At 64.2% G+C, this 21625-nt stretch carries 20 protein-coding genes and 1 pseudogene; 11 read left to right on the top strand and 10 right to left on the bottom strand.

The annotated features are described in order from the left end of the window. Nucleotides 1-4 precede the first annotated feature (4 nt). The 6 genes and pseudogenes from I6F28_RS07665 to I6F28_RS07640 form a co-directional block, all read right to left on the bottom strand. The gene (locus I6F28_RS07665; RefSeq protein WP_036025891.1) at nucleotides 5-337 is read right to left on the bottom strand and encodes a hypothetical protein; all 333 of its coding nucleotides are present in this window, start codon (nucleotides 335-337) and stop codon (nucleotides 5-7) included. After that, complete coding sequence (locus I6F28_RS07660) at nucleotides 334-1092, bottom strand: ABC transporter ATP-binding protein (RefSeq protein WP_036025889.1); 759 nt, start codon at nucleotides 1090-1092, stop codon at nucleotides 334-336. The genes I6F28_RS07665 and I6F28_RS07660 overlap by 4 nt, the downstream gene beginning before the upstream one ends. Further along, a complete protein-coding gene (locus I6F28_RS07655; protein WP_225139623.1) occupies nucleotides 1089-1895 on the bottom strand; it encodes an ABC transporter permease in 807 nt (268 codons plus the stop codon). Before I6F28_RS07655 ends, I6F28_RS07660 begins: the two co-directional genes overlap by 4 nt. After that, nucleotides 1892-2713 (bottom strand): ABC transporter permease, encoded by an 822-nt coding sequence (locus I6F28_RS07650; RefSeq protein ID WP_225127429.1) that lies wholly within the window; start codon nucleotides 2711-2713, stop codon nucleotides 1892-1894. Before I6F28_RS07650 ends, I6F28_RS07655 begins: the two co-directional genes overlap by 4 nt. A 154-nt stretch (nucleotides 2714-2867) precedes the next feature. Beyond that, nucleotides 2868-3689: a FadR/GntR family transcriptional regulator gene (locus I6F28_RS07645; RefSeq protein ID WP_036004523.1), complete on the bottom strand. Its 822-nt coding sequence runs from the start codon at nucleotides 3687-3689 to the stop codon at nucleotides 2868-2870. A gap of 229 nt (nucleotides 3690-3918) precedes the next feature. Then, nucleotides 3919-4109 (bottom strand): annotated as a pseudogene (locus tag I6F28_RS07640) (sensor histidine kinase); the annotation flags it as partial. A gap of 329 nt (nucleotides 4110-4438) precedes the next feature. Here I6F28_RS07640 and I6F28_RS07635 point away from each other — a divergent pair. The 3 genes from I6F28_RS07635 to I6F28_RS07625 all read left to right on the top strand — a co-directional run bounded on the left by I6F28_RS07635 (nucleotide 4439) and on the right by I6F28_RS07625 (nucleotide 7351). Next, entirely contained in the window at nucleotides 4439-5437 is a 999-nt protein-coding gene (locus I6F28_RS07635) for a TRAP transporter substrate-binding protein (protein ID WP_036004529.1), read from the top strand. Between the two features lie 82 nt (nucleotides 5438-5519). After that, nucleotides 5520-6035: a TRAP transporter small permease gene (locus tag I6F28_RS07630; RefSeq protein ID WP_036004532.1), complete on the top strand. Its 516-nt coding sequence runs from the start codon at nucleotides 5520-5522 to the stop codon at nucleotides 6033-6035. Continuing rightward, nucleotides 6032-7351, top strand: coding sequence for a TRAP transporter large permease (locus I6F28_RS07625; protein ID WP_036025880.1), 1320 nt, complete (start codon nucleotides 6032-6034; stop codon nucleotides 7349-7351). Before I6F28_RS07630 ends, I6F28_RS07625 begins: the two co-directional genes overlap by 4 nt. 50 nt (nucleotides 7352-7401) lie before the next feature. Here I6F28_RS07625 and I6F28_RS07620 read toward each other — a convergent pair whose 3' ends face one another. Beyond that, nucleotides 7402-8676 carry a serine hydrolase domain-containing protein gene (locus I6F28_RS07620; RefSeq protein WP_225139622.1) on the bottom strand — a complete coding sequence of 425 codons (1275 nt, stop codon included), beginning with the start codon at nucleotides 8674-8676 and terminating at the stop codon, nucleotides 7402-7404. Nucleotides 8677-8836: 160 nt separating this feature from the next. On the opposite strand from I6F28_RS07620, the gene I6F28_RS07615 reads away from it, so the two are divergent. Beyond that, nucleotides 8837-9754 (top strand): intradiol ring-cleavage dioxygenase, encoded by a 918-nt coding sequence (locus tag I6F28_RS07615; protein ID WP_225139621.1) that lies wholly within the window; start codon nucleotides 8837-8839, stop codon nucleotides 9752-9754. 16 nt (nucleotides 9755-9770) lie between these two features. On the opposite strand, the gene I6F28_RS07610 is transcribed toward I6F28_RS07615, so the two are convergent. Further along, nucleotides 9771-10661 carry a LysR family transcriptional regulator gene (locus I6F28_RS07610; protein ID WP_225139620.1) on the bottom strand — a complete coding sequence of 297 codons (891 nt, stop codon included), beginning with the start codon at nucleotides 10659-10661 and terminating at the stop codon, nucleotides 9771-9773. 102 nt (nucleotides 10662-10763) lie between these two features. On the opposite strand from I6F28_RS07610, the gene I6F28_RS07605 reads away from it, so the two are divergent. Beyond that, complete coding sequence (locus tag I6F28_RS07605) at nucleotides 10764-11633, top strand: SDR family oxidoreductase (protein ID WP_225139619.1); 870 nt, start codon at nucleotides 10764-10766, stop codon at nucleotides 11631-11633. 75 nt (nucleotides 11634-11708) lie between these two features. Here the strand turns inward: I6F28_RS07605 and I6F28_RS07600 are convergent, their stop codons facing one another. Together I6F28_RS07600 and I6F28_RS07595 are read right to left on the bottom strand one after the other, a co-directional pair. Then, nucleotides 11709-13445, bottom strand: coding sequence for a bifunctional protein-serine/threonine kinase/phosphatase (locus I6F28_RS07600; RefSeq protein ID WP_225139618.1), 1737 nt, complete (start codon nucleotides 13443-13445; stop codon nucleotides 11709-11711). A 60-nt stretch (nucleotides 13446-13505) separates the two neighbouring features. Further along, a complete protein-coding gene (locus tag I6F28_RS07595) occupies nucleotides 13506-14345 on the bottom strand; it encodes a formate/nitrite transporter family protein (RefSeq protein ID WP_036004575.1) in 840 nt (279 codons plus the stop codon). Between the two features lie 675 nt (nucleotides 14346-15020). Between I6F28_RS07595 and I6F28_RS07590 the strand changes: the two genes are divergently transcribed. The 6 genes from I6F28_RS07590 (at nucleotide 15021) to I6F28_RS07565 (ending at nucleotide 21624) form a co-directional block, all read left to right on the top strand. Next, a complete protein-coding gene (locus I6F28_RS07590) occupies nucleotides 15021-16340 on the top strand; it encodes a CmpA/NrtA family ABC transporter substrate-binding protein (protein WP_225139617.1) in 1320 nt (439 codons plus the stop codon). A 64-nt stretch (nucleotides 16341-16404) separates the two neighbouring features. Then, nucleotides 16405-17301 carry a nitrate ABC transporter permease gene (gene ntrB, locus I6F28_RS07585; RefSeq protein WP_074447510.1) on the top strand — a complete coding sequence of 299 codons (897 nt, stop codon included), beginning with the start codon at nucleotides 16405-16407 and terminating at the stop codon, nucleotides 17299-17301. Nucleotides 17302-17312: 11 nt separating this feature from the next. Beyond that, complete coding sequence (locus I6F28_RS07580) at nucleotides 17313-18107, top strand: ABC transporter ATP-binding protein (protein WP_036004558.1); 795 nt, start codon at nucleotides 17313-17315, stop codon at nucleotides 18105-18107. A gap of 339 nt (nucleotides 18108-18446) precedes the next feature. Next, nucleotides 18447-19838 (top strand): MFS transporter, encoded by a 1392-nt coding sequence (locus tag I6F28_RS07575; RefSeq protein ID WP_225139616.1) that lies wholly within the window; start codon nucleotides 18447-18449, stop codon nucleotides 19836-19838. A gap of 129 nt (nucleotides 19839-19967) precedes the next feature. Further along, nucleotides 19968-20396 carry a globin family protein gene (locus I6F28_RS07570; protein ID WP_225139615.1) on the top strand — a complete coding sequence of 143 codons (429 nt, stop codon included), beginning with the start codon at nucleotides 19968-19970 and terminating at the stop codon, nucleotides 20394-20396. 10 nt (nucleotides 20397-20406) lie between these two features. Further along, nucleotides 20407-21624 (top strand): NAD(P)/FAD-dependent oxidoreductase, encoded by a 1218-nt coding sequence (locus tag I6F28_RS07565; RefSeq protein WP_225139614.1) that lies wholly within the window; start codon nucleotides 20407-20409, stop codon nucleotides 21622-21624. Nucleotide 21625 lies beyond the last annotated feature (1 nt).

The raw sequence follows: 21625 nt of genomic DNA, 5'->3' as shown, positions 1-21625 counted from the left end.
AGTCTCAGCCTCCCTCTTTTATCGGCCCCACCGCCGTCACCCAATAGGGCCGGGCCACGGCATTGAGGTCCGTTCTTTTGACACCGCGCAGCTCGATCGAATGCTCGTCCGTGCCCGAGACGCGTCCGTATTGCTGGAAGGCGAGCACGTGGAAACGCTCCGGCGTGAACGGCAGCTCGATCTGCACGTTCACCTTTTCCGACGTGCCCGTGAGCTGCGGCGAGATCTTTCCGGGCGCCGCGATGGTCAGCCAGAGCTGAAACAGCGCCCATGCCGCAATTGCGCCGAGCGCGATGCGCAGCTTGGGTGATCGCAAGGCTTCGGAGGCGATGCTCATGCTGCGCGCACCATCTGCAGCACGCGCGCCGAGAGCTGCTTGAACTCATCATCCCTGACGAGATCGTCCCAGATGCGAGGACGCGGCAGGTCGACCGCGATCTCGTCGAGCACGCGTCCCTTCGACAGCACGACCACGCGATTGGCGAGAAACACCGCTTCCGACACGTCATGAGTGATGAAGATCACCGTCGGCTTGCGCTCCTGCCAGATGCGGGTCAGTTCCTCCTGGAGCGTCATGCGCGTCTGCGCGTCGACGCTGGCGAACGGCTCGTCCATCAAGAGGACGTCGGGGTTGTTGGCGAGTGCGCGCACCACGCCGACGCGCTGCTGCATGCCCCCGGAGAGCTCGTTGGGATAGCGGTGCGCCGCATGCGAGAGCCCGGCAAGCGCGAGATATTCATGCGCGATGCGGTCGCGCTCGGCCTTCGGCACGCCGCGCATCTTCGGCCCGAAGCCGACATTGTCGAGCACGGTCTTCCAGGGAAACAGCGCGAACGACTGGAACACGACGCCGCGCTCGGGGCCGGGCCCGTGCACCGGCTTGCCGTCGAGCAGGATGTCCCCCTTCGAATAGGGAATGAAGCCGGCGATCATGTTCAGGATCGTCGTCTTGCCGCAGCCGGAGGGGCCGACCACCGAGATGAACTCGCCGGGCTCGACGTCGAGTGAGACGTCGTGGACGGCGGTGACATGCGCGCCTGCATAAGGGTCGAAATAGGTCTTGCCGAGATTGCGCAGCGAGAGCGTCTTCATGATGTCACCAGTCCCCAACGCTGGCCGGTCGCACGCTCGAGCGGGGCGAGAATCCAGGCGTCCACGATGTACCAGAGCAGTCCGAGAATGATCATGCCGAGGATGATCTCGACGGTCGACCCGGCGCGGCGCGCATCGAACATCATGAAGCCGATGCCCGACGTGCCGACGATCATCTCGACCGCGATCAGCGCGCGCCAGCCGTAGCCGAGTCCGTTGCGCAGGCCGGTGATGATGTTGGGCAGGGCGCCGGGCAGCGTCACCTCCCAGAGCACGCGCGCCCGCGAAGCCCCGAGGCTCAAGGCGGCGCGTGACAGATCGCGCGGTACCGATTCGACGCCGAGCACGGTGTCGAGCACGACGGGGAACAGCACGGTGTAGACGATGACGAAGGTCATCGTCGTCAGACCGAAGCCGAACCAGATCAGAAGGATCGGCAGCCAGGCGATGTCGCCGATGGCCTGGAAGAACAGCAGCACCGGCCAGCAGATGCGATGCGCCCAGCGGCTGGTGCCGATCAGGATGCCCAAGGGTATGCCGAGCGCCATGCCGACCGCGGCGCCGGTCGCGAGCCGGATCAGGCTGTCCTGGAGATAGTCGGGCAGGATGCCCTTGTAGGTCAGCGTGAAGAATGCGCGGATGACGTCGGCCGGGCCGGGGAAGAACGCGCGTGGAAACAGCCCGGCCTCGCTGACCGCGGTCCACAGCGCCAGCACCGGGATGAAGGGAATGATCGCGGCGATGCCCGGCCAGCGCCGGGTCAGGCGGGCATAGCCGGCCCAGATTTGCAGCAGGACGTTCATGCGCGCCTCACCATGCCCCAGCGCTCGATGGTCGCGCGTTCCAACGGGACGAGCAACAGACGGTCGATCAGAAGCCAGAGCACGCCGATCACGATCATGCCGAACACGATCACCTCGGTGCGGTAGAAATCGCGCGCGACGAACAGCATGTAGCCGAGCCCGACATTGGTCGCGATCATCTCCGCGGCGATCAGGCCGCGCCAGGCAAAGCCCAGGCCGGTGCGAATGCCGGTGACGATATTGGGCAGCGCGCCCGGCAGCAGTACTTCGGTCAGCAGCGCCCAGCGGCCGGCGCCGAGCGAGGCGGCAGCGTTGCGCAGCGTGTGCGGGATGGTCCTGACGCCGAGAAGCGTGTTGTAGGCGACGACGAAGAATACGGCGTTGAAGATCACGAAGACGATCGCGCCGAAACCGTAACCGAACCACAGCGTCGCGATCGGGATCCAGGCAATGCCGGCGAGCACCGAGAAGAACCGGAACAGCGGCGTGAGAAAGGCCGCGACCGTCGGGCTGACGCCCATGGCGATACCGAGCGGCACCGCGGTGGCGATGCCGATTAGGGTCCCCAGGCCGACGCGCAAGAGGCTGGCGCCAACATGGGCGAACAACGTGCCGTCCCGGATCGAGTCAAGCGCGGCGGTGCCGACCGCGCCGACCGAGGGAAACACGCGCGGATTGACGTTGAACAGCGGGATCACGGCGGCCCAGACCGCGACCAGCGCAAGCAGCGGCGCGACGAACATTGCAGCGCCGGCCAGCGAGTTGACGCTGCGCATCAGCCGCGACGATCGGCCTTTCAGACTGCCCGTCAGCTGCATTCGGACCTCCCTGACGCTCAGCTATGCCTGTACCGGCATTTCCCACTGATCATTGCTGGTATCGTAGCCGCGTCTCGTGGAATCGCATATCTGTATCGGTTGCGATCCTCCTCGCGATCCGCGCGGAGCGGGGATCCGGGCCGAGCCCCTCATGTCACGGTGCATGGCGCTTTCTCTTGCGGTTGAGGCTCGGCTTCCTGACGGCGCGCAGGGTCGATCCGTCCGCTTTGCGAGCCGCCGCGGCGATAATGGTCTTTCGGTTCGACAGCTTCGATCGGGTGTAGCCCAGCAGCCGTTCCATCGCGGCGCGCGCCTTCTCCGGGTTGCCGCTCTCGATGGCCCGCGCCGCCGTGACGTGGTTCGGCAGATTGTCCTTGAACCAGCCGCCGGGGCCGCCGACGGCAACGGTGAAGACGGTGCCCAGAATGGTATCGATCGCGCCGCGAAAGCCCTGGAGGACCGGATTGTGGGTCGCGTCCAGGATGGCGAGATGGAAAGCCTTGTCGGCAGCGAGGGCGCTGGCCTGGTCCTTTGCAGTCTGCATCGCCGCCAGGGCCGTGTCGATCCGCCAGCGGTCGTTCCTTGTTGCACGCTCGGCCGCAAGCGCTGCGGCAGCGGGCTCGATGATCGAGCGCACCTCCTGGATTGCCAGCAGAAGGTCCCGATCCGGCTCGTCCTGACCGACCAGCCAGCTCAGCACGTCGCGGTCGAGCAGGCTCCATTCGTGGCGCGGCAGCACGTGCGTGCCGTGGCGCGGCCGCACGCTGACCAGACCTTTGGCGGCGAGCGTCTTGATGGCTTCGCGCACCACGCCGCGCCCGACTCCGAAGCGGGCTTCGAGCTCAGGCTCCGGCGGCAGGGCTGTCCCGACCGGAATGAGATCCTGCGCGATCTCCCGGCCGAGCGTCGTGAGCACGGCGCGAATGCGGCCGGGCTTGATCGGCTTGTCGACGGGGCTCGGGCGCGCTCTTGCCACTCGTACGTTTCTCCCGTCCGGCCTGTCGCGGCTGGTTCGTTTGCATTTGGCTGCCACGCCCCGGCAGCTGCAATCATCGGATGTTTAACATCGGATGAATGGATGAGTGCAAGCGCAATTGTCGCAGCACACCCCGTGTTGCGTTGCGATATGCGCGTGGACCGCGGATCAAAGCGTCTCCTCCAGCGTGCAGGTCACAGTGCAGACGACGCCGCGCGGCAGGGCAAGCCCCCGTGATCCGCTGCACCTCGGCATCGAGCACCATGCGCATGCTACGCACCGTTTCCAGCAAACGGCGCGCAGCCTCGCTGCGATCCTGATGGTAGTTGTAATAGGCAAGGCCCACCGCGAAAACGATCAGCGGTAGCGTCGTTCCGGCGACAAGGAGGCGAGCCGAACGGGCAGGGTAAGCTTTGGCAAACGCAGGCGTCCCGGTTCCGGCGCGGCAGCACCGGACAATGATTTTGAAGAGACCATAGGCGCAGGAATTGTGCTGCGCCACGAATTTTCGCCGTCCGTCCAGCGCGCTCCTGATCGCCGGAGACCTCGCGCCTCCGCCGCATACCGAAGCGGCGAGTTGCAGTGCAGCAGGCGTTTACGTGCAGTCCTGCGACGAAGGGGTAGCTCCAGCCCACGCGAAATGACTTCCGTCCCGCCGAGGTTTTTCATACGCTTGCCTCTCGCAAGCCGCATAACGGCTGCGCTCACGGCCCGGCGACAGGGCCGGAGCATCAAAGGGAGGGGAGACGATGAAGCGAAGGTCATTTCTCGCTGGGATCGGTGCAACCACTGCGGCAGCTGCCATCGGCATGCCGTCGATCCTGAGGGCGCAAGCCCCGATCACACTGAACGGTGCCGTGCAGTTCAATGACGACCATGCCTTCAATCGGGCCCTGCTGCGGTTCGAGGAGCTGGTGAAGAAATATTACGGCAAGCCCGTCAACTTCACCCTGCACAGGAACTCCTCGCTCGGCCTCGAGAAGCAGTATTTCGAGTACATGTCGCAAGGCAAGGCAGTCGATTACGGCATCGTCTCGCCGGCTCACATGTCGACCTTCGCCAAGGCCGCCCCGTTCATCGATGCGCCCTTCGTGTTCAAGGGCATCGAGCACATGAACAAGGTGGTCGAAGCCAATATCCTGGCGCCAGTCGCCGACGAGGTCGCGGCCAAGGCGGACGTGGTTCTGATCGGTTATGCCGGCGGCGGCATCCGCAACATCTTCGCCAACAAGCCGCTCAAGAACCTCGCCGACCTCAAGGGCCTCAAGGTGCGCGTGCAGGGCGCGCCGATCTGGTCGAAGACCTTTGCGGCCGTTGGCATGAGCCCCACGGTGATCGCCTATAACGAAGTCTACAACGCGATCCAGAACGGGGTGATATCAGCCGGCGAGAACGAAGCGGCCGGCGTCGAGGCGATGAAGTTCTATGAAGTGGCGCCGCATCTCAACCTGACCCAGCACGCCGTGTCGATCCGGCCGATCTGCTTTTCCGTCAAGACGCTGAAGACCCTGCCGAAGGATCTGCAGGACGCGATCATGAAAGCGGGCAAGGAGGCCGGCGATTACGGCCGCCAGCTCGAGTCGAGCGAGGAGGTCGTCAAGCTCGACACGCTGGAGAAGGCCGGCAAGCTCAAGCGCGTTCCGTTCGAGGAGCGGGACGCCATGAAGAAGCTCGCCGACCCCGTGATGGCCACCTACGCCAAGGAGATCGGCGCGGAGGGCATTTTCGAGAAGATCAACGTCGTCTGAGGCCGCCCTGTCCGCCGACAGCATTCCGGGCAGGCCCCGCTTCCTGCCCGGACATGGCGGATGAGCGCCGTACGGAGCTCCAATGTCCGAAATGCACGTCCCGTCCACACCGTCGCTGTGGCGTCGCGTCACCGCGGCCTATGCGAAATTGTTGGAATTCCTGCTTGCCGCCTGCGTCGGCATCCTGGTCATCCCCGTCACATTGCAGATCGTCTCGCGCTACACGCCGTTCATTCCCTCCTACATCTGGACCGAGGAGATGGCGCGATTCCTGTTCATCTGGACGATCATGATCGGCGCCATGGTCGGCATCCGCGAGGCTCAGCATTTCGAGGTCGACGTGTGGCCCGATTTGTCGCGGCGGTCGGAGGCCGCAGTGCGGATCATCGCGCGGCTCGGCGTGCTGGCACTTGCCCTCGTGTTCGTGTCGGCCGGCATCGAATTCACACGCTTCGCCTGGAACAGGACCTCGGAGCTGGCCGATCTGCCGCTCTGGCTGATCCACGTTGCCTGGCCGGTGGCCGGCGTGACCTGGATCGTGTTTGCGGGCGAACAGATGCTCGATGAACTGCGCGTTCTGGTCGGGGCACAGCAATGAACGGCACTGTACTTTCTGCCGGACAGGCCGCCATGGTGCTGTTCGGGGTCTTCGTCGGCCTGCTGATCGTGCGCGTGCCGGTCGCCTTCGCGCTGGGCCTTGCCTGCGTGCCGATCCTTCTGATCGAGCCGCGCCTGTCGCTGATGACGCTCGCGCAGGAGACTTTCAACGCGTACAACTCGTTCATCCTGCTCGCGGTGCCGTTCTTTCTGTTGACGGCGAACCTGATGAGTATCGGCGGTATCACGGATCGCCTGGTGGCGCTGTCGCGCTCGATGGTCGGGCACTGGCCGGGGTCGCTGGCGCAGATCAACGTCGTGCTGTCGGTGTTCTTTGCCGGCATCTCCGGCTCCTCCACTGCGGATGCGGCGAGCCAATCGAAGATCTTCATCGATGCGCAGACCAAGGAGGGCTACGATCTCTCGTTTTCCATTGCCATCACGGCGGCCTCCGCGGTTCTTGCGGTCGTCATTCCGCCCTCGATCCTGATGATCGTGTGGGGCGGTCTGATCTCGACCTCGATAGCGGCGATGTATCTGGCCGGTATCGTGCCCGGGCTGCTGATCGCGGGCGCGCAGATGGCGACGGTGCACGTCTATGCGGTGCGCCGCGGCTACCCGACCTATCCGAAGTCGACCTGGGTCGACATGCGATGCGCCATCTGGCGGTCGATACCCGCGTTAATAACGCCGTTCATCATCGTCGGCGGCATTCTGCTCGGCTGGTTCACCGCGACCGAGTCCGCCTGCGTTGCCGTGCTCTATTCCGTCGTGCTCTCGGCGTTCTTCTACCGCGAGACGGGAATCCGTGAATTGTACAGAGCCTTGCTCGACACTGGGCGCCTCGCCGGCGTGGCGCTGTTCTGCGTCGGCACCGCCAGTGCGTTCGGCTGGCTGCTGGCCTATTACAAGATCCCGCAAGAACTGCTGGCGAACGTTTCGACATGGGGCATGGGTCCCGTCGCGGCCGGCTTCTTCATCGCCTTCTGCTTTCTGGTGGTGGGCTGCTTTCTCGATGCCATCCCCGCGATCATCATCGTCGGCACCGTGCTGGAGCCGCTCGCCAGGTCCGTCGATCTGCATCCGGTCCAGTTCGCGATCATCTCCATCGTCTCGCTGGCCTTCGGATTGGTGACGCCGCCCTACGGCCTCTGTCTGATGATCGCCTGTTCGATCGCGGGCGTGCGGCTGCGCTATGCCCTGAAGGACACGGTCATCATGCTGATCCCGATGCTACTCGTGCTGGCGGCGGTGATCATTTGGCCCAGCGTGTCGCTGTTCCTGCCGCGCCTGATCGTGCCGGAAATGCTCAAGTGAGGGGCGATGGCGTGATCCCGCGGCCGGCGTCGCGGGGTCGTCGCGGTGGACTACAGATTGCTTTCGGTGATCGCGGCGTAGACCATGCTGCGCAGCTCGCGGCGGATCGGATAGGCGCTCGACGGCAGCACTTGCGTCATGAAGATCGCGATCAGGTCCTCGGCCGGATCGATCCAGAACGAGGTCGTGGCGGCGCCGCCCCAATTGTATTCGCCGGGGCTGCCGGCGATCAATGTCTCGGCCGGGCGCATGGTCACGGCGAAGCCGAGACCGAAGCCGATGCCGTTATAGGTCGCTTCCGAGAACAGCGAGCGCGAGACGTCCGGCAGCGCACGGCCGCCCGGAATGTGGTTGGTGGTCATCAGCGCCAGCGTCTTCGGCCCGATCAGCCTGACGCCGCCGAGCTCGCCGCCATTGAGCAGCGCACGGCAGAAGGTCAGATAGTCGGCAACGGTCGAGCACAGCCCGCCGCCGCCGGAGATGAACGAGGGCGGCGACAGGAACGAGCTCGTTGCCGGGTCGTCCTGGAGCGTCAACCCCTCGCGGCGCTGGCCCGCATGGAAGGTCATGCCGCCGCCGGGATCGGCGGAATAGCAGGCGGCGAAGCGATGCGCCTTCGAGGCCGGGACGTGGAAGTCGGTGTCGGTCATGCCGAGTGGATCGAGGATGCGCTGTTTCAGGAACTGCTCGAACGGCATGCCGGAGATCTTGCCGACGAGATAGCCGATCACGTCGGTCGCAACGGAGTAATTCCAGGACTCGCCCGGCGAAAACTCCAGCGGGATCTTGGCCAGGCCCTCGACCATGGTCTGGAGTGTGCCTGATTTTTCGACCTCGCCGATCTTTTCACTGCGGTAGGCGGCATCGACGTTGGAGCGTTGCTGGAAGCCATAGGTTAGGCCGGAGGTGTGGCGCAAGAGGTCGACGATCAGCATCGGCCGCGACGGCGGCCGGGTCAGGAACGCCGGATAGGTGCCGGCGACGAACACGCCGAGGTCCTTCCACTCCGGAATATATTTCGCGACGGGCTCGTCGATGGCGACGAGGCCTTCCTCGACCAGCATCATGAAGGCGACGCTGGTGAGCGGCTTGGTCATGGAATAGATGCGATAGATCGTATCGTCCTTCACCGGCACCTTGCGCTCGACATCGGCAAAGCCCTGCACCGAGCTGTGCGCGACCTTGCCGCGGCGGTAGACCAGGAGATGCGTGCCCGGGAAACGCCCGGCATCGATGTACCGGCGCTTGAGATGCGCATCGACGCGGTCGAGCGCGGCCTTGGACATGCCGACGGATTCGGGCGAAGCGGGGGTGGGGGCGAGCATCAGTTCCTCCGGGGCGTTTTGTCGGAAAGTTGATACCGAAATGACGGCCGCATTCCAAGCCGGTTGCGCTTAACGAGGCCGGGCCGGCTGGTGTAGACTCGGGCTCGGAACGCAAGGAGCCCGCCAGGGCCAACCAGAAGAACGCGAGGGCAAACGCACCATGACTCAGTTCACCGAGACCGAACTCACCGAAGCCGTCGTCAGGAGCTTCGACCACACGCCCGATGCGCGCGCGAAATTTCTGCTGCAGGAATTGGTGAGCTCGCTGCACGATTACGTGAGCAAGACCGGTCTCACCTTCGCGGAATGGGAATATGCCATCGATTTCCTGACCCGGACCGGGCAGAAATGCACCGACACCCGCCAGGAATTCATCCTCTTGTCCGACGTGCTCGGCGTCTCCATGTTGGTCGACGCCGTCAATCACAGAGATCGCGACGGTGCCACGGAGACCACAGTGCTCGGCCCGTTCTATGTCGGCGAGCACAAGGTGACTGCGCACGGCGCCGACATCTCGCCGAACAACCAGACCGGCGAGCGGATGTTCGTGCAGAGCCGCGTCACCGATCTCGAGGGCAAGCCGCTCGCCGGCGTTCCCGTCGACGTCTGGCACGCCGATGACGACGGCTTCTACGATTCCCAGAAGCCGAACTACGATGAGGTCGGCGCCTCGGCGCGGGCGCGCTTCATCACCGATGACGATGGCCGCTTCTTCTTCCGCACCATCCTGCCGTGCAGCTATCCGATCCCGACCGATGGTCCGGTCGGCGAAATGATCGTGCAGACCGGCCGCCACCCGATGCGCCCGGCGCATGTGCACTTCCTGGTCAATGCCAGAGGCTATGAGCCGCTGATCACGCACGTCTTCATGGACGGTGACAAATATCTCGACTCCGACGTGGTGTTCGGCGTGAAGGACGACCTCGTCGCCAAGGTCGAGCCGCGCAACGACCTTGAGATGCCCGACGGTACCAAGGCGAACGGGCGGTGGCATTTGATGACTTACGAATTCCACCTCAAGCCGGGCGGCGGCATGGCACCGAAGCCGCTCGGGATGAAGGCGACCGAGCCGGCGTGAGGATGCGAAATCTCAGTCATCCCCCGATATAGGCTGCCAACTCGTCGGGCGTTCCCTTTGGAAAGGCGTCTCTCAGATAATCGAGGAAAGCGGAGACGCGCGCACTGAGCAATCGCCGCGAGGGATAGAGCGTCCATAGGGCGATGTCGGCTCCCTCGACGTCGCCCCATCGAACGAGCGTGCCGGCGGCAAGATCGTGGCTGACGAGCGACAGCGGCAGCCTTGCGGCACCGATACCGGCTCTCACGGCATCGCGAACCATCATCAGGGATGACAGTCGAAGCACGGGATCGATCGCGATGTGCGATGGGCCGCTTGGCCGTCTGATGTCCCAAACCGCAGCTTTGTCATCGCCGCGCACGATGGCCGGAACGGCGAGGTTTCCTCTCGGGTGCTTCAGAGCGGGGCTGGCGACGACCAGCATTCGGTCGCGCAAGAAGATGCGGCCGACCAGGCTTTCATCCGGATCGGGATTGACCCGGATCACGAGATCAAAGCCTTCCTCGATCATGTCGACGTAGCGGTCATCGGTCGTAACTTCGAGCCGGACTTGCGGATGTCGAAGGGCGAAGCCGGCCGCGAGACGGCCCATCGCGGTTTGCGAGAAGAGCAGGGGTGCGCTGATCCGCAGCCTGCCCTTTGGCTTGTCTCCGCCCGAGGCGATCGCGGCCGCGGTTTCGTCGAGCTCGGTGAGAAGTGCGCCCGTCCGTTCATAGAGCGCGCGCCCTTCCTGGGTGAGCTTGAGCGTGCGCCCGCCGCGCTCAAACAGACGCAGATCAAGACTGCTCTCCAGTTCGGACACACGTCGAGACAAGGTCGCTTTCGGACGTCCCGCTGCCCGCGCGGCCTTTCCGAACCCTCCGTGACGGGCGACGAGATTGAAATCGGCAAGCGCAAGCAAATCCATCTGTTCCACCAGTGAGACGGTCTGTCCAAATATAGCGTCTATCGGCTCGCGTGTGGATCATTAGTTTCCGGGTGTCTTCCAAAACCCAACCGGAGTGATCCCATGACCATCCTCGTTACCGGCGCCACCGGCACCATCGGCCGCAACGTCGTCGAGCAACTCGTCAAGCGCGGCGCCGATGTGCGCGCACTCGTCCGAAATCCCGAGAAGGCCAACCTTCCGGCAGGTGTCGCCGTCGCACAAGGCGACTTGCTGGACGTCGATTCCGTGCGCGCTGCGTTTTCGGGCGTCTCGACGCTGTTCCTGCTCAACGCCGTGGTGCCGGACGAATTCACTCAGGCGCTGACTGCGCTCAACCTTGCCCGCGAAGCCGGCATCGAGCGGTTCGTCTATCTTTCGGTCATTCACAGCGACCTCTACGTGAATGTGCCGCACTTCGCCGGTAAGTTCGGGGTCGAGCGCATGATCGAGCAGATGGGCTTCAAGGCGACCATCCTGCGGCCCGCCTATTTCATGAACAACGAGCTCATGATCAAGGATGCCGTGACCGGATATGGCGTCTACCCGATGCCGATCGGCAGCAAGGGGCTTGCGATGATCGACGCGCGCGACATCGGCGAGATCGCTGCGATCGAACTGATCCGCCGCGAGACATCCGCAGCGCCGCTTCCGCTCGAACGCATCAATCTTGTTGGCCCTGAGACACTCACTGGCGCGAAGGCCGCCGCGATCTGGTCGGAGGTGCTCGGCCGCGCGATCGCCTACGGCGGAGACGACACCGCAGGGTTCGAGAAGAACCTCAGCCAGTTCATGCCGCCCTGGATGGCTTTCGACATGCGGGTGATGGGCGAGCGCTTCCTCACCGAGGGAATGATCCCTGAGCCCGGCGACGTCGAGCGTCTGACCGGCATGCTGGGCCGTCCCTTGCGCTCCTATCGCGACTTCGTCGCCGAGATCGCGGCCCCCGTTTGAGGCTTGCCAGAGCAGAAGCGCAGGCGGGCTGGCTGCGCCGCTCGCTATTAATCATGTGGCGAGCGGCAATCTTGATCAGCGCGCATGCAGCAAGGCCAGCAGCACGACGAGGGCGCAGGCGAGCGCCGCCGTTGTCAGCTTCCAGAACATCAGCGGGCTGCGCTCCAGGAGCGGTGTGATGCGCGTGTCGAGATAGGCCGGGTTGGGCGTGCGAAGCTCGAAGATGAATTCCGAGAGATCCTCGTGCCGCTTGTAGGGATCGGGATGGAGCGCGCGCCGGAGCGCGCCGTCGACCCAGGCGGGAACGTTGCGGTCATCGTCGGCGGCGCGATATTTAAGCTTTCGCACATCCGCCTTGCGCCGGATTTTGGCGATTTGGGTGCCGTAGGGCAGCTTTCCCGTCAGCATCTGGTAGCAGATCACGGCCAGAGAAAACATGTCGGAGCGCGGCGAGCCGCCTTGCCCCAGGAAATATTCCGGCGCCGTGTACTGGACGGTGCCCAGGATTTCGTCGGCCTCCCCTGGCGGCGCCGCCTCGGCCACGCCGGCGACCCTGACCGATCCGAAGTCGATGATCTTGGCGGTGCCGGTCTTGTCGATCAGGATGTTGTCGGGCCTGAGGTCTTGATGCAGCATCTCCATGCGATGGAAGGCGCGCAGGCCTGCGGCGATCTGCTCGATGAGGCCGCGCACGGTTTCGAGATCGGGCCGCGGATTGTCGGTCATCCACTGCTTCAAGGTCTGCCCCTCGACGAACTCGGTCGCGACGTAGAGATAGCCGCGTCGCCGCGACTGCGACAGCGGCTTGAGCACATGCGGGCTGTCGATCCGGCGTGCGATCCATTCTTCCATCAAGAAGCGCTTGAGATAGGCGGCGTTGTCGCGTAGGTCGACCGACGGCAGCTTGAGCGCGACCGGCTGCTCGGTCTCGGTGTCGACGGCGAGGTAGATATGGCTGCGGCTGCTGCCGTGGATCTCGCGGACGATCCGGTAGCCGTCGAAGATCGCCCGCGGCTCCGGCAGCGTCGGCAGCGGCAATTCCGAGCTCTGATTGAAGATGCCGGCCGGATCGCGCTGCGGCACCGCATCGATCCGCAGGATCTGCACGGTGATGTTGTCGTCGCTGCCGCGCCGATAGGCTTCCTCCACGATCGCCTTCGCCGCCCCGTCCAGCTCGGCTGCGTGCTCGTCGATTGCACTCGTGACGAAACGCGCATCGACGAACTCGTACGCACCGTCGGTTGCCAGCAGGAAGGTGTCGCCGGCCTCGATTTCGATCGCCTGATAGTCGATCTCGAGCTGCGGATTGATGCCGAGCGCGCGGCCGAGATAGGTCTGCTCGGACGAGACGATGATGCGGTGATCGTCGGTCAGTTGCTCCAGCGCCTTGCCGGCGACGCGATAGACGCGGCAATCGCCGACATGGAAGATGTGCGCGGTGGTTGCCTTGATGACCATGGCGCTGAGCGTGCAGACATAGCCCTTGTCGCGGTCATAGGCATATTGGCTCTTGCGCGTCTGCGCATGCAGCCAGGAATTGGTCGCCTCCAGCACACGGCGGGCGGAGGTCTTCACCGTCCACGACTCCGACGTGCAGTAATAGTCCATCAGGAAGCTCTTGACCGCCGACTCGCTGGCGATCTGGCTTACCGTGCTCGAGGAAATTCCGTCGGCGAGAACGGCCGCGATGCCCTTCAGGCTGAGCAGCGGCTCTTCCGGAATCAGGACGCCGTGAAAGTCCTGGTTGATGGGCTTGCGACCCTTGTCGGAATGCTGGCCGACCGAAATCTGGAGTCCGCGGGGCATCGTCATCACCGGGAGAGGGGAGCCTCACCGTGCTTGGGCGAGGCTCCCCTGTCGAGACCTATTCGATCAGGCCGCGACGCGGGGCTTCGCGGGCTTCTCCGCCTGGCGCTTCGGCAGGGTCATGACATGGGTGGCATAGAGGGTCATGCCGGTGAAGGCGAGGCCGCCGACGAGGTTGCCGAGCACGGTCGGGATCTCGTTCCAGATCAGATAATCCATGATCGAGAACTTCGCGCCGAGCAGCAGGCCCGACGGGAACAGGAACATGTTCACGACGGAATGCTCGAACACCATGTAGAAGAACACCAGGATCGGCATCCACATCGCGATGACCTTGCCGGGGACGGAAGTCGAGATCATGGCGCCGACGACGCCGGTCGAGACCATCCAGTTGCAGAGCATGCCGCGCAGGAACAGCGTCGCCATGCCGGCCGCACCGTGCGCGGCATAGCCAAGGGTTCGGCCCTCGCCAATATTGCCGATGGCGGCGCCGACCTTGTCGGGCGCCTGCGTGAAGCCGAAGGTCGTGACGAAGGCCATCATGAAGGCGACGGTGAAGGCGCCGGCGAAATTGCCGACGAAGACGAGACCCCAATTGCGCAGCACGCCGTTGAGCGTAACGCCCGGGCGCTTGTCGATCAGCGCGAGCGGCGAGAGCACGAACACGCCGGTCAGGAGGTCGAAGCCCAGGAGATAGAGCATGACGAAGCCGACGGGGAACAAGAGCGCGCCGACCAGCGGCTGGCCGGTGTTCACGGTGATCGTGACGGCAAACCAGGCGGCGAGGGCCAGGATCGCGCCGGCCATGTAGGCGCGGATAATGGTATCCCGGGTGGACATGAAAATCTTGGACTCGCCCGCATCCACCATCTTGGTGACGAATTCCGAAGGCGCGAGATACGACATCAATGGTTCCTTTGCTTCGTAAGTGAGATCGACACGCCCCCGACGAGGGCGCGGCTGAACGTCATCGGCCGTGCGGGCAGCCTGCCGCGCACGAGGGCTATGGAAAGTTTGGAAGCCTTGGGAATCGCGTCACGAGGACTCTGAAGCCGGAGACCGCGAAGCAGGTGAGCTTCCGGGATGCAGCCGCCAGAGGCTGCATCAATGCGGCCAAGCCGCAGTCGTCGTTGACGCAACCTTAGAAGCAATTTGTGTGCCGTGGCGCGTCGATCGAAAAAGCTAGCAAATTCATCTAGATGTCAGCTGCAGGGGGATGATTGGCAGAACTGCGCCGCCTCTTGCTTGAGCGACTGCACAACGTTTGTGCGGCGCACAAGGATTGAGCAGACCGCAAATTTCGCGTGCGGAACAGGGCTGCGCTAGTCAGGCGCGGAATTACCAAGCGTCTGATTATCCATCATTTTTGGCGGTGGCGGGCTTGGCATGAAGCTTGAATAGTTCCAGGTCGACGCCATTGAAGCCGTCCCGCGAGACTTCTCATCCGAATTGCTGACGCACCCAAACGGGGTCTCCCCGTCGCGCGTTCGCATGCGCCTTTTTCTGGCGTCACGGACGGACGGGCTGCTCGTGCGCACTGACGCAATCATTCCGCAACGACGCAAAAGGACGACACGACCTATGACCAAGCGCATTCGCCGGCCCTCCGAGACTGGCCTCAGCCGCCGTCAATTGTTGAAAGCCACCGGCTCGACCGCCGCACTGCTCGCCGCCGCCAAGCTGAATTTCCCCGCCGGCGCCTTCGCGCAGGACGCAGGCCCCGAGGTCAAGGGAGCCAAGCTCGGTTTCATTGCGCTCTCCGATGCCGGCCCGCTGTTCGTCGCCAAGGACAAGGGCCTGTTCGCCAAGCACGGCGTGCCTGACACCGACGTGCAGAAGCAGGCGTCCTGGGGCACCACGCGCGACAACCTCGTGCTCGGCTCCGAAGGCAACGGCATCGACGGCGCGCACATCCTCACCCCGATGCCGTACCTGATCTCGGCCGGCAAGGTGACGCAGAACAACCAGCCGACGCCGATGTACATCCTGGCGCGGCTCAATCTCGATGCGCAGTGCATCTCGGTCGCCAAGGAATATGCCGACCTCAAGCTCGGCACCGATGCGGCGCCGTTCAAGGCGGCGCTTGAGAAGAAGAAGGCGTCCGGCAAGGCCGTGAAGGCTGCGATGACCTTCCCCGGCGGTACCCACGATCTGTGGATCCGGTACTGGCTCGCCGCCGGCGGCATCGATCCCGACAAGGACATCGAGACCATCGTGGTGCCGCCGCCGCAGATGGTGGCGAACATGAAGGTCGGCACCATGGACTGCTTCTGCGTCGGCGAGCCCTGGAATCTCCAGCTCATCCACCAGGGCATCGGCTACACCGCCGTCAACACCGGCGAGATCTGGAATAAGCATCCGGAGAAGTCCTTCGGTATGCGCGCGGCCTTCGTCGACAAATACCCGAAGGCCAGCAAGGCGATCCTGATGGCCGTGCTGGAAGCCCAGCAATGGGCCGACAAGGCGGAAAACAAGCAGGAGCTGGCCGCCATCATGGCCAAGCGGCAGTGGATCAACTGCCCGGTCGAGGACGTCTACGATCGCACCGCCGGCAAGTTCGACTATGGCATCCCCGGCAAGGTGGTCGAGAACTCGCCGCACGTCATGAAGTACTGGCGCGATTATGCCTCCTATCCGTTCCAGAGCCACGATCTCTGGTTCCTCACCGAGGACATCCGCTGGGGCAAGTATGAGCCGAACTTCGATACCAAGGCGCTGATTGCCAAGGTCAACCGCGAGGACATGTGGCGCGATGCGGCCAAGACCCTCGGCGTCGCCGCCGCCGACATTCCGGCCACCACCTCGCGCGGAAAGGAGACCTTCTTCGACGGCAAGGTGTTCGACCCCGAAAATCCGGCCGCCTATCTGAAGTCGCTCGCGATCAAGCGCGTCGAAGTCTGATGGAGCCCTGCGGCCGCCTTTAGGGGCGGCCGCATCGTCCCTGCCACGCCGGAGAGAGATAGCGATGAACATGACTGCCACGAAGATCGAGGTTGAGACCGCGACGCCTGCCGCAACGATTGCGCCGGTCGTCACGCTGACGCCGAAGCGTCCCCCGCGTACTGAGGCTTACGCACGCATGGCACGCGAGACCGCCGTGCGCGTGATCCCGCCGCTGGTCGTGATCGCTCTGCTGACGCTGGTGTGGGAGCTGGTCTGCCGCAGAGCCGGCTCGGCGCTGCCGCCGCCCTCAAAAGTGTTTGCGGATACCAAGGAGCTGATCTTCGATCCGTTCTTCGACCGTGGCGGCATCGACAAGGGCCTGTTCTGGCATCTGTCCGCCAGTCTCCAGCGCGTCGCCTTCGGCTATTCGCTCTCGGCCATCGCCGGCATCGCGCTCGGCGTGCTGGTCGGGCAGTCGGTCTGGGCGATGCGCGGGCTCGATCCGCTGTTCCAGGTGCTGCGCACGATTCCGCCGCTCGCTTGGCTGCCGCTCTCGCTCGCGGCCTTCCGCGACGGCCAGCCTAGCGCGATCTTCGTCATCTTCATCACCTCGATCTGGCCGATCATCATCAACACCGCGGTCGGCATCCGCAACATCCCGCAGGACTATCGCAACGTCGCCGCGGTGGTGCAGCTCAATCCGCTGGAATTCTTCGCCAAGATCATGATCCCGGCGGCGGCGCCCTACATCTTCACGGGCCTGCGCATCGGCATCGGCCTGTCGTGGCTCGCGATCGTCGCCGCCGAAATGCTGATCGGCGGCGTCGGCATCGGCTTCTTCATCTGGGACGCCTGGAACTCCTCGCATATCAGCGAGATCATCCTGGCGCTGTTCTATGTCGGCATCATCGGCTTCGTGCTTGACCGCCTGATCGCGGGGCTCGGCAAGGTCGTCACCCGCGGCACCGCGCAGAACTGAGGAGAGGGGACATGACCGCCTACCTGAAACTCGACCACATCGACAAGGTCTTCACCCGCGGCACCGCCACCACGGAGGTGCTCAAGGACATCAATCTGACGATCGAGAAGGGCGAATACGTCTCGATCATCGGCCATTCCGGCTGCGGCAAGTCGACCCTGCTCAACATCATCGCAGGGCTGACCGGCGCCACGATGGGGGGCGTGCTGCTGGAAAACCGCGAGGTGAACTCGCCGGGGCCCGATCGTGCCGTGGTGTTCCAGAACCACAGCCTGCTGCCGTGGCTGACCGTCTACGAAAACGTCAGGCTTGGCGTCGACAAGGTCTTCGCCAAGACCAAGTCCCGTGCCGAGCGCGACGCCTGGGTGATGCACAATCTCAACCTCGTGCAGATGGCCCATGCCAGGGACAAGCGTCCATCGGAGATCTCCGGCGGCATGAAGCAGCGCGTCGGCATCGCGCGGGCGCTGGCCATGGAGCCGAAGGTGCTGCTGCTGGACGAGCCGTTCGGCGCGCTCGACGCGCTGACCCGCGCCCACTTGCAGGACTCGGTGATGGCGCTGCATCAGAAGCTCGGCAACACCATCCTGATGATCACCCACGACGTCGATGAGGCCGTGCTGTTGTCCGACCGCATCGTGATGATGACCAACGGACCGAGCGCGCGCATCGGTGAGGTGCTGGAGGTGCCGCTGGCGCGGCCGCGCAAGCGGCTCGACCTCGCGACCAACGCCACCTATCTGAAGTGCCGCCAGCGCGTGCTCGAATTCCTCTACGAGCGTCATCGCTTCGTCGAAGCCGCGTAGATCACGCGTTCACGCGGGATACGCCCGCGCTTAATTAATCGACATCAAGCTCAATCCTTGTGCGTCGCACAGGGATTGAGCGAAACGCAAATTTTGCGTGCGGAAAAGCCCTGCAAACGATTCGGGCAATACGAATAACATCCTGAAATCCCTGTGTTTCCTGCGTGCGCGCAACTGGCACGGAAATTGAAACGTCTTTGCGCGACGCCAACGACGACGTCCCTCAACATCATCAATCAGCATCGTGATCTCGCCACCGGGGTGAAGCCTCGGAGCGCGCCTCCGTGGCCGGAGGCAGAGCCTGCAACGACGCAGCGGTGAGCCTGGAAGGGATACGCAATGACGAAGAATCCGACCCTGAACTCCAGCTGGATTTCAGACTGGCGCCCCGAGGATGAGGCGTTCTGGAACAATACCGGCAAGTCGATCGCGCGGCGCAATCTGATCTGGTCCATCGTCGCCGAACATATCGGCTTCTCGGTCTGGCTGATCTGGAGCATCGTCACCACCAAGCTGCCGCAGGCCGGCTTCCACTACACCACCGACCAGCTGTTCCAGCTCGTCGCCGTGCCGGGCCTGATCGGCGCCTTCATGCGCTTTCCCTATACTTTCGCGGTGACGACGTTCGGCGGCCGCAACTGGACCATCTTCAGCGCGGCGATCCTGTTCATCCCGACCTTGTCGCTCGCCTATTTCGTCAGCCAGCCCGACACGCCGTTCTGGCTCATGCTGCTGGTCGCCTCGACCGCGGGTCTCGGCGGCGGCAATTTCGCCTCCAGCATGACCAACATCTCCTTCTTCTTTCCCGACCGGATGAAGGGATGGGCGCTCGGCCTCAACGCGGCCGGCGGCAATATCGGTGTCTCCAGCGTGCAGCTCCTGACCCCGATCCTGATGACGCTCGCCGTCCTCAACCTGTATCAGGCGACGCCCGTCGACGGCATCTTCCTGCAGAATGCCGGCCTGATGTGGGTGCTGCCGATCGCAATCGCGGTGTTCGGCGCGGTGTTCTTCATGAACAACCTCACCACGGCGAAATCGTCGGTGAAGAACCAGCTCGCGATCGTCAAGCGCAAGCACACCTGGATCATGGCGTATCTTTATATCGGCACGTTCGGGTCCTTCATCGGCTATTCGGCGGCGTTTCCGCTGCTGCTGAAGACGCAATTCCCCACCGTGACGATCTCGATCGCCTTCCTCGGCCCGCTGGTCGGCTCGCTGTCGCGTCCGCTCGGCGGCTGGCTCGCAGACCGGGTCGGCGGCTCCATCATCACCTTCTGGAACTTCATTGTGATGGCGGGCGCCACGGTCGGCGCGCTTTACTTCGTGGGGCACAAGGATTTCATCGGCTTCCTGTCGATGTTCCTGATCCTGTTCGTGACGACGGGCATCGGCAACGGCTCGACCTACCGCATGATCCCCTCGATCTTCCGCGAGGAGAACCTGTTCAAGGTGCGCGGCAAGGGCGATGCGGCACGCAGCGCTGCCCTGAAGACCGCGAGCATCGAGAGCGGCGCGGCGGTCGGCTTCATCGGCGCGGTCGGTGCCGTCGGCGGCTATCTGATCCCGAGCGGCTTCGGCAAGTCGATCGCCATGACCGGCGGGCCGCAGCTCGCGCTCGTGGTCTATCTCGCCTTCTACGCCTCCTGCCTCGCTCTGACCTGGTGGTTCTACCTGCGTCGCAGCCCGCAGGGCGAAGGCGCGCCAAGCCTCGCCGAGGCGCGTGTGTGAGCACGACAAACTGGCACGAATGTCGCTTCTCCCCGTACGCGGGGAGAAGTCTCTCTGATGACGTTTGATCCATGAACTTTGTCCGCAATGGCGCGGACGAAGGCAGACCGAAACAGACAGGAGAACATCATGACGCCCGAGCAGATTACTCTCATTCAGCAGAGCTTCGCCAAGGTCGCCCCGATTTCGGAAGCCGCCGCGGTGCTGTTCTACGACCGACTGTTCGAGGTGGCGCCGTCCGTGCGCGCGATGTTTCCCGAGGACATGACCGAGCAGCGCAAGAAGCTGATGGGCATGCTCGCCGCCGTAGTCGGCGGCTTGTCGAACCTGGAATCGATTCTTCCCGCGGCCTCCGCGCTCGCCAAGCGTCACGTCGATTATGGCGCCAAGGCCGAGCACTACCCCGTGGTCGGCGCCACCTTGCTGTGGACCCTCGAGAAGGGCCTTGGCGAAGCCTGGACGCCTGAACTCGCCGCAGCCTGGAGGGACGCCTATGGCGTGCTGTCCGGCTACATGATGTCCGAGGCCTACGGCGCGCAAGCGCAGGCCGCCGAATAGGAGATGCGTTGTGAGTGAACCGCTGGTCATCGTCGGCAACGGTATGGCGGCCGCGCGTCTGGTCGACGAGCTCGCCAAGACCGCGCTCGGCCGCTATGCGGTCGCCGTGATCGGCGAAGAGCCGCGGCTCGCTTACAATCGCGTGCTCCTCTCCTCCGTGCTGGCGGGCGAGACCGGCTCGCACGAGATCGAGCTGCGGCCGGCCGGTTGGTGGCGAGACCGCGGCGTCACGGTGCGCTACGGCTATCGCGTCAGCGAGATCGATGTCGGCCGCCGTGAGCTCAAGATCGCGGGCGAGGAGAGCATGGAATATTCCAAGCTCGTGCTCGCCACGGGATCGACGCCGCTGCGGCTCAACGTGCCAGGCGCCGATCTTGCCGGCGTGCACACGTTTCGCGACACCCGCGACGTCGACCTGCTGCTGACACTGGCCGCGGCCAGGAAGCGCGTCGTCGTGGTCGGCGGCGGCCTGCTCGGGCTGGAAGCGGCCTACGGTCTCGCCAAGGCCGGCGCGCCCGTGACGCTGCTGCATCTGATGGATCGGCTGATGGAGCGTCAGCTCGACGCGCCCGCGGCCGACCTGCTCAAGACGCTAGTCGAGCGCAAGGGTATCCGCGTCATGCTCAATGCCGCGACGGCCCGCATCCACGGCAAGGGCCACGTCCAGGCCGTCGAGCTCGCCGATGGCAGCCGCATCGAGGCCGATGCGGTGATCTTCGCCGCCGGCATCAAGCCGAACGTCGCGCTGGCGAAGGAGGCGGGGATCGCGGTCAACCGCGGCGTCGTCGTCAACGACGTGATGCAGACCTCCGCGTCCGACATCTTTGCGCTTGGCGAATGCGCCGAGCATCGCGGCACCTGCTATGGCTTGGTCGAGCCCGCCTACGAGCAGGCGCGCGTGCTGGCGCAGCATCTGGCCGGCCGGCCCGCCGCCTATCAGGGCAGCGTGGTCTCGACCAATCTGAAGGTCTCCGGCGTCAGCGTGTTCTCCGCTGGCGACTTCGTGGGCGGGGAGGGCAGCGAGAGCCTCGTGCTGTCGGATCGCAGGCGCGGTACTTACAAGAAGCTCGTCATCGCCGACGGTCGGCTCACCGGGGCGGTGCTGATCGGCGATACGATCGATGCGCTCTGGTACCTCGAGCTGATCCGCAATCGCGACAAGGTCGCTTCGATCCGCACCGACATGATGTTCGGCCGCGCGCTGGCGCAGCCTTCGAAAGCGGCGTGAT

Origin of the sequence: Bradyrhizobium sp. NBAIM14 (assembly GCF_020193895.1) — a bacterium.
GTDB classification, from domain to species: Bacteria; Pseudomonadota; Alphaproteobacteria; order Rhizobiales; family Xanthobacteraceae; genus Bradyrhizobium; species Bradyrhizobium yuanmingense.
The sequence above is the reverse complement of the archived record's forward strand: the minus strand, read 5'-3'. Positions and strand labels throughout refer to the sequence as shown.

What these genes read in the sequence shown, in the direction of transcription:
- I6F28_RS07665 (WP_036025891.1), bottom strand. Translation starts at nt 337, where the DNA reads ATGAGCATCGCCTCCGAAGCCTTGCGATCACCCAAGCTGCGCATCGCG.
- I6F28_RS07660 (WP_036025889.1), bottom strand. Translation starts at nt 1,092, where the DNA reads ATGAAGACGCTCTCGCTGCGCAATCTCGGCAAGACCTATTTCGACCCT.
- I6F28_RS07655 (WP_225139623.1), bottom strand. Translation starts at nt 1,895, where the DNA reads ATGAACGTCCTGCTGCAAATCTGGGCCGGCTATGCCCGCCTGACCCGG.
- I6F28_RS07650 (WP_225127429.1), bottom strand. Translation starts at nt 2,713, where the DNA reads ATGCAGCTGACGGGCAGTCTGAAAGGCCGATCGTCGCGGCTGATGCGC.
- I6F28_RS07635 (WP_036004529.1), top strand. Translation starts at nt 4,439, where the DNA reads ATGAAGCGAAGGTCATTTCTCGCTGGGATCGGTGCAACCACTGCGGCA.
- I6F28_RS07630 (WP_036004532.1), top strand. Translation starts at nt 5,520, where the DNA reads ATGTCCGAAATGCACGTCCCGTCCACACCGTCGCTGTGGCGTCGCGTC.
- I6F28_RS07625 (WP_036025880.1), top strand. Translation starts at nt 6,032, where the DNA reads ATGAACGGCACTGTACTTTCTGCCGGACAGGCCGCCATGGTGCTGTTC.
- I6F28_RS07620 (WP_225139622.1), bottom strand. Translation starts at nt 8,676, where the DNA reads ATGCTCGCCCCCACCCCCGCTTCGCCCGAATCCGTCGGCATGTCCAAG.
- I6F28_RS07615 (WP_225139621.1), top strand. Translation starts at nt 8,837, where the DNA reads ATGACTCAGTTCACCGAGACCGAACTCACCGAAGCCGTCGTCAGGAGC.
- I6F28_RS07610 (WP_225139620.1), bottom strand. Translation starts at nt 10,661, where the DNA reads ATGGATTTGCTTGCGCTTGCCGATTTCAATCTCGTCGCCCGTCACGGA.
- I6F28_RS07605 (WP_225139619.1), top strand. Translation starts at nt 10,764, where the DNA reads ATGACCATCCTCGTTACCGGCGCCACCGGCACCATCGGCCGCAACGTC.
- I6F28_RS07600 (WP_225139618.1), bottom strand. Translation starts at nt 13,445, where the DNA reads ATGACGATGCCCCGCGGACTCCAGATTTCGGTCGGCCAGCATTCCGAC.
- I6F28_RS07595 (WP_036004575.1), bottom strand. Translation starts at nt 14,345, where the DNA reads ATGTCGTATCTCGCGCCTTCGGAATTCGTCACCAAGATGGTGGATGCG.
- I6F28_RS07590 (WP_225139617.1), top strand. Translation starts at nt 15,021, where the DNA reads ATGACCAAGCGCATTCGCCGGCCCTCCGAGACTGGCCTCAGCCGCCGT.
- ntrB (WP_074447510.1), top strand. Translation starts at nt 16,405, where the DNA reads ATGAACATGACTGCCACGAAGATCGAGGTTGAGACCGCGACGCCTGCC.
- I6F28_RS07580 (WP_036004558.1), top strand. Translation starts at nt 17,313, where the DNA reads ATGACCGCCTACCTGAAACTCGACCACATCGACAAGGTCTTCACCCGC.
- I6F28_RS07575 (WP_225139616.1), top strand. Translation starts at nt 18,447, where the DNA reads ATGACGAAGAATCCGACCCTGAACTCCAGCTGGATTTCAGACTGGCGC.
- I6F28_RS07570 (WP_225139615.1), top strand. Translation starts at nt 19,968, where the DNA reads ATGACGCCCGAGCAGATTACTCTCATTCAGCAGAGCTTCGCCAAGGTC.